At 44.5% G+C, this 16,614-nt stretch carries 15 protein-coding genes; 12 read left to right on the top strand and 3 right to left on the bottom strand.

The genetic code is table 11. The features are described 5' to 3' along the window. The first annotated feature begins 4 nt into the window (after positions 1–4). The gene (locus OAG1_RS12895) at positions 5–1,438 is read left to right on the top strand and encodes a sigma-54 dependent transcriptional regulator (protein ID WP_152782278.1); all 1,434 of its coding nucleotides are present in this window, start codon (positions 5–7) and stop codon (positions 1,436–1,438) included. Positions 1,439–1,489: 51 nt separating this feature from the next. Here OAG1_RS12895 and OAG1_RS12890 read toward each other — a convergent pair whose 3' ends face one another. After that, complete coding sequence (locus OAG1_RS12890; RefSeq protein WP_221076804.1) at positions 1,490–1,903, bottom strand: helix-turn-helix domain-containing protein; 414 nt, start codon at positions 1,901–1,903, stop codon at positions 1,490–1,492. 103 nt (positions 1,904–2,006) lie between these two features. Here OAG1_RS12890 and tmpT point away from each other — a divergent pair, with 103 nt between their 5' ends. The 4 genes from tmpT to OAG1_RS12870 all read left to right on the top strand — a co-directional run bounded on the left by tmpT (position 2,007) and on the right by OAG1_RS12870 (position 6,549). Further along, positions 2,007–2,642, top strand: coding sequence for a thiopurine S-methyltransferase (gene tmpT, locus OAG1_RS12885; RefSeq protein WP_338621566.1), 636 nt, complete (start codon positions 2,007–2,009; stop codon positions 2,640–2,642). Positions 2,643–2,810: 168 nt separating this feature from the next. Continuing rightward, positions 2,811–4,931, top strand: coding sequence for an LruC domain-containing protein (locus OAG1_RS12880; RefSeq protein WP_338621565.1), 2,121 nt, complete (start codon positions 2,811–2,813; stop codon positions 4,929–4,931). Between the two features lie 4 nt (positions 4,932–4,935). Continuing rightward, on the top strand, positions 4,936–5,478 hold the full coding sequence (locus OAG1_RS12875) for a hypothetical protein (RefSeq protein WP_338621564.1): 543 nt from the start codon (positions 4,936–4,938) through the stop codon (positions 5,476–5,478). 12 nt (positions 5,479–5,490) lie between these two features. Continuing rightward, positions 5,491–6,549: a glycosyltransferase family 4 protein gene (locus OAG1_RS12870; protein WP_338626428.1), complete on the top strand. Its 1,059-nt coding sequence runs from the start codon at positions 5,491–5,493 to the stop codon at positions 6,547–6,549. Between the two features lie 160 nt (positions 6,550–6,709). Here the strand turns inward: OAG1_RS12870 and OAG1_RS12865 are convergent, their stop codons facing one another. Beyond that, a complete protein-coding gene (locus OAG1_RS12865; protein ID WP_016400551.1) occupies positions 6,710–6,886 on the bottom strand; it encodes a hypothetical protein in 177 nt (58 codons plus the stop codon). 883 nt (positions 6,887–7,769) lie between these two features. Here OAG1_RS12865 and OAG1_RS12860 point away from each other — a divergent pair. The 6 genes from OAG1_RS12860 to OAG1_RS12835 all read left to right on the top strand — a co-directional run bounded on the left by OAG1_RS12860 (position 7,770) and on the right by OAG1_RS12835 (position 14,052). Further along, positions 7,770–9,365, top strand: a complete 1,596-nt coding sequence (locus OAG1_RS12860; RefSeq protein WP_338621563.1) for an ABC transporter substrate-binding protein — start codon at positions 7,770–7,772, stop codon at positions 9,363–9,365. An 11-nt stretch (positions 9,366–9,376) separates the two neighbouring features. Further along, positions 9,377–10,330: an ABC transporter permease gene (locus OAG1_RS12855; protein ID WP_338621562.1), complete on the top strand. Its 954-nt coding sequence runs from the start codon at positions 9,377–9,379 to the stop codon at positions 10,328–10,330. Next, positions 10,327–11,136, top strand: a complete 810-nt coding sequence (locus tag OAG1_RS12850) for an ABC transporter permease (RefSeq protein ID WP_338621561.1) — start codon at positions 10,327–10,329, stop codon at positions 11,134–11,136. The genes OAG1_RS12855 and OAG1_RS12850 overlap by 4 nt, the downstream gene beginning before the upstream one ends. Next, a complete protein-coding gene (locus tag OAG1_RS12845; protein ID WP_338621560.1) occupies positions 11,111–12,493 on the top strand; it encodes an ATP-binding cassette domain-containing protein in 1,383 nt (460 codons plus the stop codon). Before OAG1_RS12850 ends, OAG1_RS12845 begins: the two co-directional genes overlap by 26 nt. 460 nt (positions 12,494–12,953) lie before the next feature. Continuing rightward, positions 12,954–13,448: an ATP-binding protein gene (locus tag OAG1_RS12840; protein WP_338621559.1), complete on the top strand. Its 495-nt coding sequence runs from the start codon at positions 12,954–12,956 to the stop codon at positions 13,446–13,448. 70 nt (positions 13,449–13,518) lie between these two features. After that, positions 13,519–14,052 carry a cysteine hydrolase family protein gene (locus OAG1_RS12835; protein ID WP_338621558.1) on the top strand — a complete coding sequence of 178 codons (534 nt, stop codon included), beginning with the start codon at positions 13,519–13,521 and terminating at the stop codon, positions 14,050–14,052. Between the two features lie 64 nt (positions 14,053–14,116). Here OAG1_RS12835 and OAG1_RS12830 read toward each other — a convergent pair whose 3' ends face one another. After that, positions 14,117–15,088, bottom strand: a complete 972-nt coding sequence (locus OAG1_RS12830) for a glycosyltransferase family 2 protein (protein ID WP_338621557.1) — start codon at positions 15,086–15,088, stop codon at positions 14,117–14,119. Positions 15,089–15,141: 53 nt separating this feature from the next. On the opposite strand from OAG1_RS12830, the gene OAG1_RS12825 reads away from it, so the two are divergent. Further along, positions 15,142–16,536, top strand: a complete 1,395-nt coding sequence (locus OAG1_RS12825) for an O-antigen ligase family protein (protein WP_338621556.1) — start codon at positions 15,142–15,144, stop codon at positions 16,534–16,536. Positions 16,537–16,614 lie beyond the last annotated feature (78 nt).

Here is a 16,614-nt window from a genome sequence, read left to right as displayed (position 1 = left end):
AGCCATGGGAAGTGAGTTAACAGCCTCCGTATTGTTGGTCGAAGACAGCGAAACGCTTGCCGCCACCTATCAGGCTTATTTAAGCAAAGAAAACCTAAAATTAGCGCGCGTTGCCACCGGTGGTGCCGCGATTGAGTTCTTGTCTAAGCAATCTCCGCAAGTGATGTTATTGGATTTAAACCTGCCAGATATGGGCGGGATGCAAGTATTAGAGTGGATGGTAGAACGTAGCTTGCCCACCTCGGTAATTATTATTACTGCTTATGGCTCGGTAGATATTGCTGTTGACTCGATGCGTTTGGGGGTGGTGGATTTTATTGAAAAACCTTTTGATGCCAGTCGTTTAAAAGTGACCGTGAATAATGCACTTAATCTTCATAAGCTAAAATCTTTAGTCGAAAACTACCAAGCGGATGCAGGGCGCGATAGCTTCCATGGCTTTATTGGCAGTAGCCTAGCCATGCAAAATGTATATCGCATGATTGAAGCGGTGGCACCAAGTAAAGCCACAGTGTTTATCACCGGTGAAAGTGGTACCGGCAAGGAAGTATGTGCCGAAGCCATTCATAAGCAAGGTACCCGTGCCGACAAACCATTTGTGGCGATTAACTGTGGCGCTATTCCTAAAGATCTTATGGAGAGCGAGATTTTTGGTCATGTTAAAGGCGCATTTACTGGTGCCTCGTCGATGCGTGCCGGCGCAGCTTCACAAGCCCACGGTGGAACCTTATTTCTTGATGAAATAGGCGAAATGGACATGGAGCTACAAACTAAGCTACTGCGCTTTGTACAAACAGGCCGTTTTCAAAAAGTGGGTGGCAGCCAAGAAGAACAAGTGGATGTTAGGTTTTTGTGTGCCACCAACCGCGATCCATGGGAAGAGGTGCAAGCAGGCCGATTTAGAGAAGATCTTTATTATCGCTTGTATGTAGTGCCAATTCATTTGCCGCCATTACGTGAAAGGGGATTAGACGTTCCTGGTATTGCGCAAAAGTTTCTACGTCGTTACGCCAAGGAAGAGGGGAAGCAATTTCGCCGCTTCTCAAGTTTAACCGCTACGGTAATGAGTAATTATGATTGGCCGGGGAATGTACGTCAGTTGCAAAACGTTATTCGCAATATTTGTGTATTACACGATGGCAAAGAAGTGCTCGCTAGCCAGTTACCACCTCCGATTAACCAATTGGTACCAGAAGGTGCAATCGGTAAAGATGGTCGACACCCAGAAGAAGTCGTTACTGAGGAACAAAGTGATACTGGCTTAAACGGCGCTAGCCAATATCAAATTCAACCGCTGTGGATTACTGAGAAGGAAGCCATCGAACATGCGATAGACCATTGCGATGGTAATATTCCTAAAGCTGCAGAATTGCTGGATGTAAGTCCTTCTACTATTTATCGCAAAAAGCAATCATGGGAAGAAGCCGAAGCAAGTTAGGTTTGCTTTTTTCCAAGATGCAAAAGGCCCTGTTTAGCAGGGCTTTTTACTTTAGGCTTGTTTAAGTTTGTTATTAGGTTTGCTCGATTTTTTACTGGCGATGTTAAGTAAACGGCGAAAGGTAGGGCATTCGAAATGATTGGCTGCTTTGCATTTTGCACTGTGTCTTAAGCCATCACGCATAGTAGTGAGAGCTTTGATCGTTTTGTCTAATTCATCGGCTTTGGCATTTAGCTTGGCCCGGTCTACTTGCGCTCCAGTTGATGTGAGCATCGGTTTTATTTCAAGTAACGAAAATCCAGCTTGGCTAGCTAAGCTAATAAAGGCCAGCTGTTCCACTACCTTGCTATTAAACTGGCGTCGCAATCCTTTTCTTGAACTAGATTTAATCAAGCCTTGTTGTTCATAGTAGCGCAGTGTGGAAGCGCTAAGCCCCGAGGCCTTTACTACTTCTGCAATATCCATCTTTTTTACTCTTGACTTAAAGTCGACTTTAACTTGTAAACTAGTGGATAAGCTTGCTTAGCACAACGCTTTTTGCAGATTAGAAAGATTTTAGGGGGTAAACGTGCACGAACAATTTTGGCATCAAAAATGGGAAAAAGACGAAATCGGTTTTCATGAAGGAGAGGTGAACCGCTTTTTATATGAGTACTTTAATGTTCTTAAACTAGCAGCAGGTGCGCGAGTGTTTGTCCCTTTGTGTGGGAAAACACGAGACATCGCCTGGTTGTTAGACAAGGGGATGAAAGTAGTGGGCGTAGAGCTTAGTGAGCATGCCATAAAACAGCTTTTTGCAGAGTTAAACTTAGAGCCAAAAGTAGAGAGCTTAGCTGACGGCCTACATTACACGAGCGCAAATATAGATATTTTTGTCGCTAATTTCTTTAGCCTAAACAGTGAGTTATTAGGGGAAGTGGACGCAATTTATGATCGTGGTGCTTTAGTGGCATTACCGGAAGACATTCGCACGCGCTACGCTCAAATGCTACCAACTATCACCAACAATGCACCGCAACTAGTGGTTACCTACAACTACGATCAAAGCCAGTATTCCGGTCCTCCTTTTGCGTTACCAGAGCCTGAAATAGAGCGTTTATATGCATCCATTTATGCTTTAAAGAAACTCGCGAGCAGACAGGAAACAGAAGGGTTTGCCAAGGGAATAGATGTTGAAAACGCAGTTTGGTTGCTAGGGAGTTAGATTGCTTTAGTTCTTCAGCTATTCTAACTGATTTGCAAGATGCAAAAGTGTCATTCTATTCAATGGGAGTGAGAGCTTAAATTCATATAAATCATATCATTACAAATCTGGCTTGGCTCTTGCTGATAAGCAATTACTAGCCTCACAAAGTAAACGATAGGATTGAATATGAAACCTTGGAAACCTCTCGCTTTCGCCATACTTTGCTCGCCATTGAGCTCTTATGGTGCTGCGTTCTCAAGTTGCCCTACACAAGCTTTTTTGGTTCAGCAAAATGTGGCGCAATTGTTCGGTGTTAATTTGGCCACAGGCTTTTACCAAACCTTGGCCGATGATATGGGCACTACCGGAAAACTCAACGCTTTGGGTTTTAACCTCCACGACGATTACCTTTATGCTTGGAGTTACCAGCATGGCACCTTGGCAAGAATTGGTGATGACTACCAAATTGAGCCACTCAGCCTAGATTGGAATGGCATTGACAGTAATGTGAGTTTTTATGTGGGCGATGTGGCTGTTAGCCATAACGCACACTACCTCTATCGCAGCGGTTCATCGCGCGGCTTATACCGTGTGTCACTAGATGAAACTGATAGTGACTACCTACAAATGCAGCGAGTAATTGATGGCAGTGCCTTAAACTTGCGCATTTTTGATATGGCCTTCCATCCCGATAACAACATGCTTTACAGCGTTGATAACAACGGTAACTTATGGAGCATTGACGCTAGCAACGGCAATAGCCAAAACCTCGCAAATGTTGGTCAAACTGGCACCTTTGGCGCGGTTTACTTTGATGTTGATGGCAACCTATATATTAGCCGGAACAGCGATGGTTCAGTATTCAAAATTGATGTTTCAGAAAGTAACCCACAAGCACAGTTTTACGCTCAAGGACCAGCCTCTGGCAATAACGATGGCGCCCGATGTGCAATCGCCCCGATTGTTGCCGAAGATGAAGCCAATATCGATTTTGGTGACGCACCAGATAGCTTTGGTACTTCTTTAGCCAACAATGGTGCTCGCCATCAGTTAGTAGAAGGTGGAATTCACTTAGGCACCTATGTAGACGGCGAGGCCGATGCTTATGTGTATCCGAAAAGTGATGACAGTTCTCGTTTATTAGACGATGAAGATGGCATCGCCTTTGTGACCGATGTGCAAGTAGGCCTAGATTTTGTGGTGCAAGTCGATAGCTCTGCTAATGGCTACTTAAGTGCTTGGATCGATTTAAACGGCAACGGCGTATTCGATTCACAAGAGCAAGTGCTAACCGACCAAGCTGTTGTTAGTGGGGTGCAATCACTACTAGTGAGTGTGCCAGAGGGCTACGAAAGTGGTGACCGCTGGGCGCGTTTTCGGATTAGCTCGGCAGGTGGTAACGCCGCCACGGGTGGTGCGCCGGACGGTGAAGTTGAAGACATGCAAATCTACGTGGGCGACTCGGCCACTCAGGTTAGTTATTACCCAAGTGCTGATGGCTACGCCACGGTGGCCTTTGAAGATAACTGGCCTGCAGAAGGCGACTACGACCTTAATGACCTAGTGGTTAACCTGCAAACTAAGGTATTAAGTTTTGCCGATGGTAATGTTGCAAGGGTAGAGCTGCAAGGCGAAGTAAGAGCGGTTGGCGCAAGTTTTCATAATGGCTTTGCGATCCGTATTCCAGGTATTGATAAATCGTTGGTGGATGTTGCAGCCATTCGATATGAAATAAATGGGCAGTTATTAGATAGCCCTGTACTGGATGCAAGCACTAGTGACATTACAGCGATTATTGCCAGTAACGTGCGCGATTATATAAATAATCAAAACCAGTGTGACTTTTACAAAACACAGAGCGATTGCCGTGGCGAAGGTCAACTTCACTTCAAAGTATTGTTGCCAATGCTTGAAGGGGTTGCGGCCAGTAGTTTACCTAGCGCACCGTTTGACCCATTTATCTACGCAACCGAGCATGCGCGTAATCCCTATTTTGAAAACTCGCCAGGTCGTGGCTTAGAGATCCACGCTAAAAATCAAAGCCCAAGCTCGCAAGCTGACGATACCTTGTGGGGAAGCATGGATGATGTATCCAACCCAGCGGCTAGTTCTTACTACCAAACTGGCAACGGCCTGCCTTGGGCAATCATTGTGCCTTACAACTGGCAGTATCCATTTGAGCGAATCAAAGTAAGCGATGCCTACCCAAACTTTATTGAATACGCCCAAAGTGAAGGCCAACAAGCCAGTGACTGGTACTTGCTGGAAAATGCCCGCAGCGAACTTATTTATCAAGATCAGGAGTAAGACCATGAACAAGTTAACGAATGTAAACCGCATCTTAAGTAGTGGGCTATTGGTGTTAAGCAGCAGCTTGTTAGTAGCTTGTGGCGGGGGCGGTGGTGGAAGTGGCCAAACCGAAGTAATTGAAACTGTAGAAACTGAACCAAGCCCAGAGCCAACAACACCGGTGGAAACAGTGCCAGAGCCAAGCCCTGAACCAACACCTATTGCAACCAGCTTAGAAGACGTACAGGTTGCAGAGAGTTTTATTTTTAGTAATCAGCAAGATATAGAGTTGCAGGTATCTTATCCAATGCTGGGAGACGAACGAGCTTACTTAAACATTTGCACCCAATGGAAAGACATAGAGCAGCAAAGCATAGAGTACAGTTCTTGTGTATGGCGTGGTCAAATTAGCCAATCACAAATGGCACTAGATATAACCTTACCAGCTCATGCCAGCACTTTAGTTGCCGAGGTTTGGCAGCTATCTTCTGGCAACGTGACTCGGGTTCATCAAGAGTTAAGTTTGGTAGAGTTAGGTGTTACCTCACCGAGCTTTTCGTTTTAAGAGGTCAATGTGATGCAGGCATATCATCATGGTGAGATGGTTCCTCAAGCGCATTCTGTTTGGTTGTTTATCGACAGCCAAACAGTGGGCGGTATAGAGAGCCACGTGTTCAATTTGGCCTTAGCGCTTCATCAACGAGGCCATGCTGTATCTGTTGTGTTTTGGAAGGCTTATATCAAGCCTCATCCTATGCTCAGTCAGTTAGAGCAAGCTCAAGTACCTTGGTTAATACTCGACGGCGCGATAGCTAGTTTGTTGCATGCGGTGAATAACTTCTCTCCAAGGCTAGTACATAGCCATGGTTACAAAGCGAGTTTAGTTGGGCGCGTGTTACGCTGTATTAAACCTATCAAGTTGGTTTCTAGCTATCATGCAGGCGAAATTAGCCAAGGGCGTTTAGCCTGCTACGACTGGTTAGATCGTTATACTGCGTGTTTGTCGCAGGCCAGAATTGCTATTAGTAGAGATATAGCCAAGCGCGTTGCAGCGTCTAGCAAGATAGTGAACAACTTCGTGCAAGTCCCCCCGTTTGTATCGACCTTAAAGTCGCGGCGATATAAGCGCCGTCTAACCATTGGCTTTGTTGGTCGGCTAACAGAAGTAAAGGGGCCTGATCGTTTTTACCAATTGGCTAAGGCCATGCCTGAGCTTAACTTTGTGGTGTTTGGTGAGGGGGCTTTATTGCCAAGTGATGAGCACAAAAACTTAAGTAATCTAAGACTACGCGGCAAACAAAACAGCATGGATAGTTGCTGGCAAGAACTGGATTTACTGTGTATGCCTTCACGAAATGAGGGCTTGCCGTTGGCTGCTTTAGAGGCCATGAGCAGAGGGATCCCGGTTATCGCCAGTAACGTTGGGGCGTTGAGTGATCTCATTAAGCACCAACAAAATGGTTTTATACTAGAAAGCTTTGAAGTGGAGCCGTGGTGTAAAGTCATTAAACGCTGGCAACAAGATGCTAACTTTCAGCAACAGCTTGCTAAGCAGGCCAGGCAAACCATTATCGAGCGTTATTCTCCAGAAGCAATTATCCCGCAGTTTGAAAAGGTGTATAGCCAGCTGGCTTAACGGGAGCTTGATTGTGCTTGTTTCCTGTTGCAATTTGCATTAATTCAAAATGCTTATCTGATGGATCTTAGGAAGGATAAGTATTTGCCGTTCTAAAAAACTAGCTGCATTCTCAGCTGAAAATGCAGCTCTAAGAGACCTGAAGTTAACGATTGTGGAATTACTTTTTAGTCTTCATTTTGCAATCATCTATAACCGCTTTGGTTATAGGGCCGCGAGACTGCTCGGTTTTCAATACTTTTGAACAGTCAAAATTATCGTTAAAAACATATATGCCCATGGCTTGAACAGAGCTTGCTGCAAAGCTAAGAGCTAAAGCTAAACTTAAAACTTTCATAGTGATTCCTTTTACAAAAAAGTTTTTATTACTGTAATGAGTGCAATGGCTGTCGACTTATTAACAGAGTTACGGAAGACGATTTGGTATTAACGATCACTAGTCATATTGTTAACTGCGTCACAAATCAGCTTCTAGGTAAAGGTTAGGTCAATGTTATAAAATTGTGAAGTTAAATAAAGGTCATTTTTTAATCAGATGTTGGTTATGAAATGTTTTTAATTTTTTGTGTTTACAATCAATTTATTATTGTATTTATCTGTTATTTATTTGCTTTTTAATTGACTTTATTGCAACGAAATTTCGTAAAGTCTTGCGTGACTGACTGCGTGAAGAAATCTTTAGCGGCTGGTTTTATTCAATTTTTATTGGCTTGCTTACATTTGGCATGAGCTCTGTTTTAGAAAACTTCTTTGTTGCGTGCTTAGGCCCTATATCGTTTTATTTGTTAATTACTATCTTGGCTGTGATTTGCAATTGAAATGATATAACATCACATTTATTCGTATCCCACCGTTGCTACTGTGTTTTATTTCAGCCGCTTCCAATTTAATAAATTGCTAATACTGGCGATGCTCATTATCCCTGTGGGGTTGAGTAGCCTTTCGCTCGTTCATGCGATGGAGGTGGAGCAGCATGTTCATGAACAGCACCAGTGTGAAATTTATGATGCGATACTTAATGCAATAAGCTATCCAGTTAGTTCAGTCACTTTAGTCGCTCTTATTAAGTGCTCTCTTAGCTTTAGTACATTAGAAGAAACGGCTTGTTTTACTGCACTTCCAAGAACGCGTTCTCCGCCTCTGCGGTTTTAAATTTTCTACCGAGTATCTTTTCAAAATCTCTTTTTTATAGCGTTAAATGGAATACGTTAGGAACCCTTATGACTGAAATATCTTATAAACCCAAGAACAAACTCAAGCGTGGTGTTTTGCTTAGCATATTGGCCGCTTCGGCAATAACTTCTACCTACATCTTTTTTAGTGGGGCTGAGAAAGCATCAGGTACAATATTACCGAGCAAAGCCAATACTTTATCTATTAGTGGTCCTTGGGAAATGACCAGTTTAGACCCCTCTAAACAGGGCTACATATTAACCCGTATGCAAGTGATTGAGACGCTGTTAAACGTGGACGAACGTGGCGCTATTACAGCGGGACTAGCAACGAAGTGGCAGGTGAGTGAAGATGGGCTGAACTGGCAATTTACGTTGCGAGATGGAGTGACCTTCCACGATGGTTCAAAGCTTGACGCAAATGTAGCCGTTCACTCTCTTAAGGTTGCTCAAAGTAAGCACGGTACTTTAAGCAAAGCAGAAGTAGTGAACATTTCTGCACTTAGCGACAATCAAATTAGTATCGAGTTAGCTAAACCGTATGTGGCGTTCGCTGCGCTGCTAACCAACTATTCAAATGCCATTTTGGCAGAAAAATCCTACCAAGAAGATGGTGCGGTACTAGAGCTATATGGCAGCGGCCCATACCAAATGGAGAGCTTTTCGCCGCCTCACAAATTAACCGTGAGAAAATTTGATGAGTACTGGGGAGAAAAGGCTCAAATCAGCTTTGCAACTTACTTAACTGGTCACCGAGCCGAAAGCCGTATTTTGCAGGCTAAATCTGGCGAAGCTGACATAGTGTTTACCCTAGACCCAGCTATGCTTAGCCAACTTGAATCAAGCACCGAGTTAGCTGTTCACAGCAATCTAATTCCACGAACAATGTTTGTGAAGTTAAATGCTGGTCACCCCTTCCTTAGTGACGTTAAAGCTCGCCAAGCCTTGAGTATGGCTTTAGATAGAGCCGCCATTAGCAAAAATGTACTGGGCGCTGAAGGGTCTGAAACCGCACAACTTATGCCTAGCTCTATGTCGCAATGGTTTATTGAAGGAGTTGATAATAATCCTTACAACTTAGAACAGGCGCAGCAAATACTCAGCGGTTTAGGTTGGCAAAAAGGTACGTCGGGGTTGTTAGAGCGCGATGGTAAGCCATTTAAAATTACTATGATGACATACGCAGACCGTCCTGAACTGGCTACAGTAGCAACGGCCATTCAAGCGCAGTGGGCCAAACTTGGCGTAGATCTAAAGGTAGATGTAACTAACTCAAGCATGATCCCAGCAGGCCATACCGATGGTTCTTTAGAAATGGCACTTATTGCCCGCAACTTTGGCTTTAGCGCCGATCCTTTACCCATTATTAGTAGTGATTTTGCCAACGGTGGTGGCGACTGGGGAACTATGAACTGGGTTAATCCGCAGGTAGATACTGCCATTGCTGAGTTGCTAAATCCCAGCCAAGCTGAGCAGTCTTTTGCCTTAAGCCAAGAGGTGGCGCAAGAGATCTATCAAGATACGCCAGTGCTACCTATTTCTAGCTATAGCCAACATACGTCGGTTAATGCACGAGTGAAGAATTTTAAGTTCGACCCATTTGAGCGTGATTACTTCATCAATCAGATGTATTTCGAACAGTAGGAACGTAAACGATGTTGTGGGATCTAGCTAAAAAGCGCTTATACCAACTTATTTTGGTTGCTTGGGGAGTGGGTACGCTGACTTTTGTATTGATGCGTAGCCTACCAGGAGACATGGCTTATAGAATTGCGGCCAGTCGCTACGGGCAGGATAACGTTGATTCAGCAGCGGCAGAACTTGTTCGCCAAGAATTAAACTTAGACCAAGGTTGGTTGAGTAGCTACGTTAGTTGGTTGTTAGACCTACTGCAGCTTAACTTAGGTAATTCACTGGTAAGTGGATTACCGGTTAGTGAAATGGTTTTGCATCAACTTGGCCATTCATTGCTGCTAGCAGGGGTTGGCATTGCCTTATCGATATTGATTGCACTGCCTTTAGGTACCATAACAGCTAAAGAAGTATTGAAGAAAAAAGGCGGCGTGATTAATTCGCTGGTGGTGTGGTTTTCTACCTTCACTCGGGCAATGCCAGTATTTGTATTGGGTTTGATACTAATTTTGCTGTTCGCCATTGAGTGGCAATGGTTCCCGGTAGCAGGTTACGGTACTTGGCAGCACCTTGTTTTGCCAAGTGTAACCTTAGCGATTAGTTTGGCGGCGGTATCAAATCGGGTGGTTCACAATAGCGTAGGCAGGGTGCTTCGCTCACCCTTTTATCTATTCTCCCGAGTAAAAGGCTTAACCGAGAATCAAACTTTTTTTCGCCATGGTGTGAGAAATATGGCTGTGCCCATTGTTGCTTTTATTGGTATTCAACTGGTGAGCGTGATTGAGGGGATAGTGATGATTGAGTCTCTCTTCTCTTGGCCTGGTGTTGGCCACGGCCTTGCGCACGCAATTTTTGCCCGCGATATTCCAGTTATTCAAGGCTGTGCCCTTACCATGGGGGTGTTGTTTGTATTGCTAAATAGCCTGATAGATGTGTTGTGTTACTGGATTGATCCAAGAGGTCAGCTAGAGAAATGATGAAGCAATTAAATTTAAATCAAAAGCTTGGCTTAACTATTTTGCTTGGGCTGCTGGCATTTTCGTTACTTGTGGCTTGGCTATCTCCACATAGTATTGATGAACAAAACTTAGCACAGCGTTTATTACTGCCAAGTGCCAACAATTGGTTGGGTACCGATCATTTTGGTCGAGATATGATGACCCGTTTAGCCAGTGCTATCGGCTTGTCATTTAGCTTAGGCGTGCTTTGTGTTGTTAGTGCCTCTGTACTAGGTGTAACGCTTGGCGTTTGTTCTGCTTGGGCGGGAGGCAGAGTTGAGCAAGCTCTAGGTGTGGTGGTGAATATACTACTCGCGCTACCTGGTTTGGTGTTGGTGTTATTACTTTCTGCACTGGCGCCGGGTTCATTTTTGGTGATGTACCTCGCTATCTCATTGGTGCAATGGGTTGAGTACTATCGGGTAACCCGCGCAATTACGCGAACCATTGTCGATAGCCCCGAGCGGCAAGTTTCCGCCATGATGGGCTTTGGAAAATGGTATCAGTTTAAGCGTCACATTTGGCCAGCAGTCGCTCCTTCGGTATTTACCATGGCAGCCTTTGGTGCTGCGAATGCCATTTTAATGATGGCTTCACTTGGTTTTATTGCGGTAGGTATTCAACCACCATTAGCTGAGCTGGGCTTAATGAGTGTGGAGCTATTTCCATTTTATATTGAAGCACCCTGGGTACTCGCTCAACCCTTACTCGTGGTTGCTCTATTGGTGTTAGGTTTTCATTTATTAGCAGGAGCGAGCCGTGAATCTCTTAATTCAGCTGACTGATCTTTCGATTAACGCCAAAGAGCTTGAGTTACTTCAACCCTTATCGCTTCAGTTATACCAAGACAAACCTTTAACTATTCTTGGCCAAACTGGCTCGGGTAAAAGCTTGTTGGCTCAAGCCATTGTGGGTTTGTTACCTAGCGAATTATCGCAACAAGGTAAGGTAGAAGTATTTGGTAAAGTTCATGAGCGGAAGTCACTCACCAGCCTTTGGGGCAAACAGGTAATAATGTTACCTCAAGAGCCTTGGCGCGCGCTTGACCCGTTAATGCCCGCTTATCAGCAAGTGTCTGAAGTTTACGAGTGTTTACACAATCTCGACGAAGAAACTGCATTCAATCGCGCGATAGAAGGTCTAGACCGAGTGGGCTTGAAAAGCAGCGCCTTAAAACGTCCAGGGCAGCTATCCGGTGGCATGGCACAGCGTTTAGCGGTATCTGCGGCAACAGCTGGTGGAGCAAAATTGGTGCTAGCCGATGAGCCAACCAAAGGGCTTGATGTAAGCCGCAGAGACGACATCATTCAATTGCTAATCAACAGTGCCAAGGGGGGAGGGTTGCTAACCATTACTCATGACATAGAAGTTGCACGCCAGATTGGCGGTGAGATTATTGTGATGAAAGAAGGGGAAGTGGTTGAACGGGGTAGTGCTGAGCAAGTATTGGAAAATCCTCAACACGCTTATACTCAGTTGTTGATTGCCGCGGATCCACGCCATTGGCAACAGCGAGAGAAAAGCCAAATTGCTAAAACCCCAGTGCTCGAAACGAAAAGTTTAGCGATAGGTCGCAATGGTACAGCGCTGTCGAAGAACATCGACTTCACTATTCACACTGGCGAAGTGGTGGGGGTGGTAGGTGATAGTGGCTGTGGCAAAAGCACCTTAGGCGATACTTTACTGGGTTTACTTAAGCCGGTTGATGGCCAGGTAAACAAGTTAAAGAACGACGCCAAACCTTATCAATGGTTGAAGCTTTACCAAGACCCTCCTGCGGCAATTACCTCTAGTGTTTCACTTGGAGTATTGTTAGAAGACTTGCTCAAGCTGCATAAGGTAGAGCGCCAGCGTGTGCCGGATTTAATGAACAAACTCAACTTGGCACCAGAGCTTCTCGCGCGCAGAAGCACCGAGGTGTCTGGGGGAGAATTGCAGCGCTTTGCAATTTTGCGCGCTTTGTTACTGGATCCGGTATTTTTGTTTGCCGATGAACCCACCTCTCGCTTAGATCCGATCATTGCAAAAGAGGTGACCGACCTACTAGTGGATTTGGCGAAACAACAAGGTTGTGCGCTGTTATTGGTAAGCCACGATCCCTACATGATTGAGAAGCGCTGTGATACCGTAGTGCGCTTGTAAGGTGAGCTAATTTACTGTTAAGCGTATAAAGGCGGTTTAGCTAAGCTGGGCCGCTTTTATGCGTTTTAGCGCTTCACGATTAAATTACTCAATTTTATTGGCCTAGAAGAGAGAGCTAATCACCTGATTAGCTAATGAGAGAGGCTAAGTTTGCAGAAGATACTCGATGTGTTTTAAGTGTTGAACGTAGTTTCTTTAGGCCAGTATTTAGCTGATAGTATGTACCAATAACAAGGGATAAGCATGAAAGTACATTACCTTGAGGTCGTAACTCTAGATGTTGAATCTGTGTGTAATGCTTACGAGCTTTGCGATTTGTATACTTGGCTCAATTGAGCACGGTTTTTGGCAACTATAAATAATTGGCTGATTAGCTGTTTTGCACTTAACAAGCTAATTTAAATTTTGCCTATTTGATCTTATATTTCTCTCATAGAATAGACATAAAAGGATGTTAAAAATGGCTAGGCTAATTATAGTTTGCGGCGCAACAGGAGCAGGTAAGACAACCTATTCTCTCTCTATTTGTGAAGACATTGGCGCAGTTAAATTCTCGATAGATCCTTGGATGCAGACGCTGTTTGCTAAGGATATGGTGGAGCTCGATTTCTCGTGGATGATGGAGCGGGTAGAGCGTTGCTACCAACAAATATGGGAAGTGAGTGAGCAAATTTTGGCACTAGACGGAAACGTTGTTCTCGATTTAGGTTTTACTACCAAAGCGCTACGAGACATTTTTGTAAATCATGCTAAGGCTTTGCATATAAATGCTGAAGTTCATTATATAGAAGCAACGTCGGAAACACGCAAGCAGCGAGTCGCTAAACGCAATATGGAAAAAGACCCTAAAGTATATTCCTTTGAAGTGACCGACATGATGTTTGACTTTATGGAAGGCAAGTTCGAGGTGCCTGATGACAAGGAGTTAGAGCATGGCTGCAAGGTGAGCTTATAACTAGGTTTTTTGGTTTTGCCGCGCGGCGAAGCTTACCCTAAAACGGTATTAGCGTAATCTAAGGATATTAATGAAATCTGCAGTATTAGTTATTGATGTTCAGTCGATTTTATTCGACCCAGAACCTCAACCATATGAGTCTCAAGTGGTACTTAACAACATCAATCAAGTTACCAGTTTGGCGCGCGCAAAGTCTGTCCCGGTAATCTTTATTCAGCACGAACATGCCAATTCTGTCATTGAGTATGGAACCGAGGGCTGGGAATTGCAGTCTAGCCTAGTAACTCAAACGGGTGATCATTTTGTTCGCAAAACCACTCCCGATTCGTTTCTAAATACCAACCTTGAAGAGTTATTGAAAGAGCTAGCTGTTGATAGCCTAATTGTGTGTGGCTATGCCTCTGAGTTTTGTGTGGATACCACTGTTCGCAGAGCGGCTGGTTTGGGTTATCCGGTAGTGTTGGTATCTGATGCCCACACAACTCATGATAAAGAGCACGCAAGTGGCGCTCAGATTCGAGCCCACCATAACGCTACCTTAGCTAATATCTCTAGTTTTGGTGTAAAGATAGAAGCAATAGAAACTGCTAAGCTTTGGCCGTAACCGCAAGGTTTACGCTTTAAAACTGTTTTTAATTTAAATGCCTTAATAACAATAAAACCCTAGGCTATCTCAGCATTAACAAATTACGGGTGTCCGCTAAGGTCTCTATAACGCGTCGGCGATTTGGGGAATAGTAAAGAGCTTGAACTCTTGAGAATATTGCTGATAGTCGCAGGCTTTTTTCATTGTATAGCTCCGCTTCTGCGGTGGCGATGCGAGCTTTGGCTTGGGCTAAAGCTTTTGGTGATTGCTGTTTTACTGCTTGCGCATAGCGCTGATAGATAATGTGCATGGCTTTAATGCGTAGCTGACTTTTACTGCTTTCAGAACCATCGCGCATTAGGTATTCGCAATCAACATGGTTGCTAATGCCAACTGGGCCTAGTAGTGCCAACTTTAGCCACAAGTCCCAATCTTCTGCCGAGGGCAGTTGCTCATCAAAGGCGAAGCATTTTAGTAAGGCTGTGCGTGATGCCATTACCGTAGAGGTGCCAACCACGTTTTCTGCAAACAAACTTGCTGCGGCATCGGGTTTAAGTTGGTAGCCCTTTTGTTGTTGGCTTAAGCCTTGGTAGTTTGGCCAAAACTCGAAGCAAGTGCCTCGGTCTTCGCCATTTTCTCCCACATGACGGTAATCTGTAAAACTAAAGCTTAACTCAGGCTTTGCTTGATGAAATTCGATTTGGCGTTGTAGTTTGCCTGCCAACCAAATGTCATCGGCATCTAAAAAAGCAATAAGTGGCGCTTTAGCTTGTTGAATGGCGATATTGCGAGCCACTGCTGGGCCTTTGCCGCTTAGTTTAATGCTGCGTAGATGCGGTGTTTTTTGTTGTTGGTTTTGCAGCCATTGCCAGGTGCCATCGCTAGAGTTGTCGTCTACTACAATAACTTCCAGCTCATCTACGTTTTGTTGTTCAACGCTTGCTAAGGCTTGTTTTAAGTAGCTTAAACAATTGTAAGTAGGGATCACTACACTGCATGCGGGTTGGTTATTCACTAAGTTAGGCATATCAATCTCCTGGGTAGTAGCTGGCATTCAGCTTGCTTATACAGCTACATAAGCAAGCTGAATGCCAGAGAGTGATGTAGATGAAAGCAGCCTTAAAAAATCAAGACCATAGCGGAATGCGACTCAAGCCTTTAGCTTGGTCATTATTGGTTGTGGCGTTGGTAGCTTTAATTTGGTTAAAGCTATCTAATCCCTTGATTCCACTAGCCTTAGGCGTTCTTCCTTTGCTTGTTGTAATGGTGATGAAACAACCGTTCTGGGTAGTGCTTGGCTTTGTTTGTTTCTCATTTTTTCGTTTACACGAAGCTTTTCCTGCCTTGTATGTTTTACGCATTCCGCAATTATTGGCCCTTGCATCCTTAGCTTGTTTGGCTTGGCATTTATTCATTTCTCGCAAAATGCAAATCTACTGGAGTAAAGAATTAAGCTGCTTAATGTTGTTTGTGGCTTTGTGTGCGGTTGGGGTGATATTTGCCAGTAGTAGACCGACAGCAATGGCTTATTTTAATGGGGTATTTAGCAAGATTGCATTAATGACTGTGGCGATTGCTTGGTTAATGCGTCGCCCCGAAGATTTTGAGAGAGCAGCCGTTGCCTTTTTTGTTTGTGGCTTAATGATTGCGACTGTTGCCTTACAAAATGCCGCCGCCGGTATAGAGATGGTAGAGGGTACCCGAGTAACCATTGGCCGCTCGATGGGTTCGGTACTTGGAGACCCAAACGATCTCGCCTTAACCTTGCAGTTTCCCTTAGGTTTTGCCTTAGCCTTTAGCTTAAAGCGAGGTTTTTCGTTTACTCGCTTGCTGGCCATTGTATGTGCTGGAGCGATTATCTTGGCCATTTTGGCCACTCAAAGCCGAGGTGGATTGTTAGGCATTGCCACCATTTGTGCAGTGCTAGCATGGCGAAGAGTGGAAAATAAAGCGCTGCTAATTAGCGCCGGCGCCTTGGCATTACCGATATTGTTTATTCTGGCGGGGGTGTCGGAGCGTAGCTCGGGTGGGGCGGCCGAGTCGGGAATTGATGAGTCTTCAATGGGCCGAATTTATGCATGGCAGGCTGCCTTTAAGATGGCTTTATATAACCCCATTACCGGGGTTGGGATTGATAACTTTTATGCGAACTACTATTTCTTCTCGTCTCACTGGGATGGTAAAAACCATGCCGTTCATAGTACTTGGTTTGGGGTGCTAGCAGAAACAGGCTTTGTGGGGTTTATTGTATTTTGCGTGCTGCTATTTAAAGTTTGTCGGCTCGCCCATCAAAATCTACAGACCCTTGCACAACATGCCACAAGCAAGCATGCAGGCTTGTTCTCCTGCGCTGAAGGGGTGTTTGCAGGTATGTTAGGCACTATTGTTTCGGGCACCTTCCTTACTCAAGGCTTCACTTGGCCTATCTATATTTTTACTGCTTTAGTGGTGGCAATTGCTCAACTACTTCGTCAACCCATTGCAGAATGCAAAAGCCGCTAAACTAGCATTTGTTGTTACAGTTTTTTCGTTCTCATCTTATTGAATTTAAATAACTAATGATGAATGGCCTAGCTTTTG

The organism is Agarivorans sp. OAG1, assembly GCF_037076485.1.
GTDB classification, from domain to species: domain Bacteria; phylum Pseudomonadota; class Gammaproteobacteria; order Enterobacterales; family Celerinatantimonadaceae; genus Agarivorans; species Agarivorans albus.
This window is presented reverse-complemented; position numbering and strand designations above follow the sequence as displayed.

Coding starts and splice junctions, on each gene's coding strand:
- OAG1_RS12865 (WP_016400551.1), bottom strand. CDS start 6,886: ATGAAAGTTTTAAGTTTAGCTTTAGCTCTTAGCTTTGCAGCAAGCTCT.
- OAG1_RS12850 (WP_338621561.1), top strand. CDS start 10,327: ATGATGAAGCAATTAAATTTAAATCAAAAGCTTGGCTTAACTATTTTG.
- OAG1_RS12880 (WP_338621565.1), top strand. CDS start 2,811: ATGAAACCTTGGAAACCTCTCGCTTTCGCCATACTTTGCTCGCCATTG.
- OAG1_RS12875 (WP_338621564.1), top strand. CDS start 4,936: ATGAACAAGTTAACGAATGTAAACCGCATCTTAAGTAGTGGGCTATTG.
- OAG1_RS12870 (WP_338626428.1), top strand. CDS start 5,491: ATGCAGGCATATCATCATGGTGAGATGGTTCCTCAAGCGCATTCTGTT.
- OAG1_RS12835 (WP_338621558.1), top strand. CDS start 13,519: ATGAAATCTGCAGTATTAGTTATTGATGTTCAGTCGATTTTATTCGAC.
- OAG1_RS12840 (WP_338621559.1), top strand. CDS start 12,954: ATGGCTAGGCTAATTATAGTTTGCGGCGCAACAGGAGCAGGTAAGACA.
- OAG1_RS12860 (WP_338621563.1), top strand. CDS start 7,770: ATGACTGAAATATCTTATAAACCCAAGAACAAACTCAAGCGTGGTGTT.
- OAG1_RS12825 (WP_338621556.1), top strand. CDS start 15,142: ATGAAAGCAGCCTTAAAAAATCAAGACCATAGCGGAATGCGACTCAAG.
- OAG1_RS12830 (WP_338621557.1), bottom strand. CDS start 15,088: ATGCCAGCTACTACCCAGGAGATTGATATGCCTAACTTAGTGAATAAC.
- OAG1_RS12855 (WP_338621562.1), top strand. CDS start 9,377: ATGTTGTGGGATCTAGCTAAAAAGCGCTTATACCAACTTATTTTGGTT.
- OAG1_RS12890 (WP_221076804.1), bottom strand. CDS start 1,903: ATGGATATTGCAGAAGTAGTAAAGGCCTCGGGGCTTAGCGCTTCCACA.
- OAG1_RS12895 (WP_152782278.1), top strand. CDS start 5: ATGGGAAGTGAGTTAACAGCCTCCGTATTGTTGGTCGAAGACAGCGAA.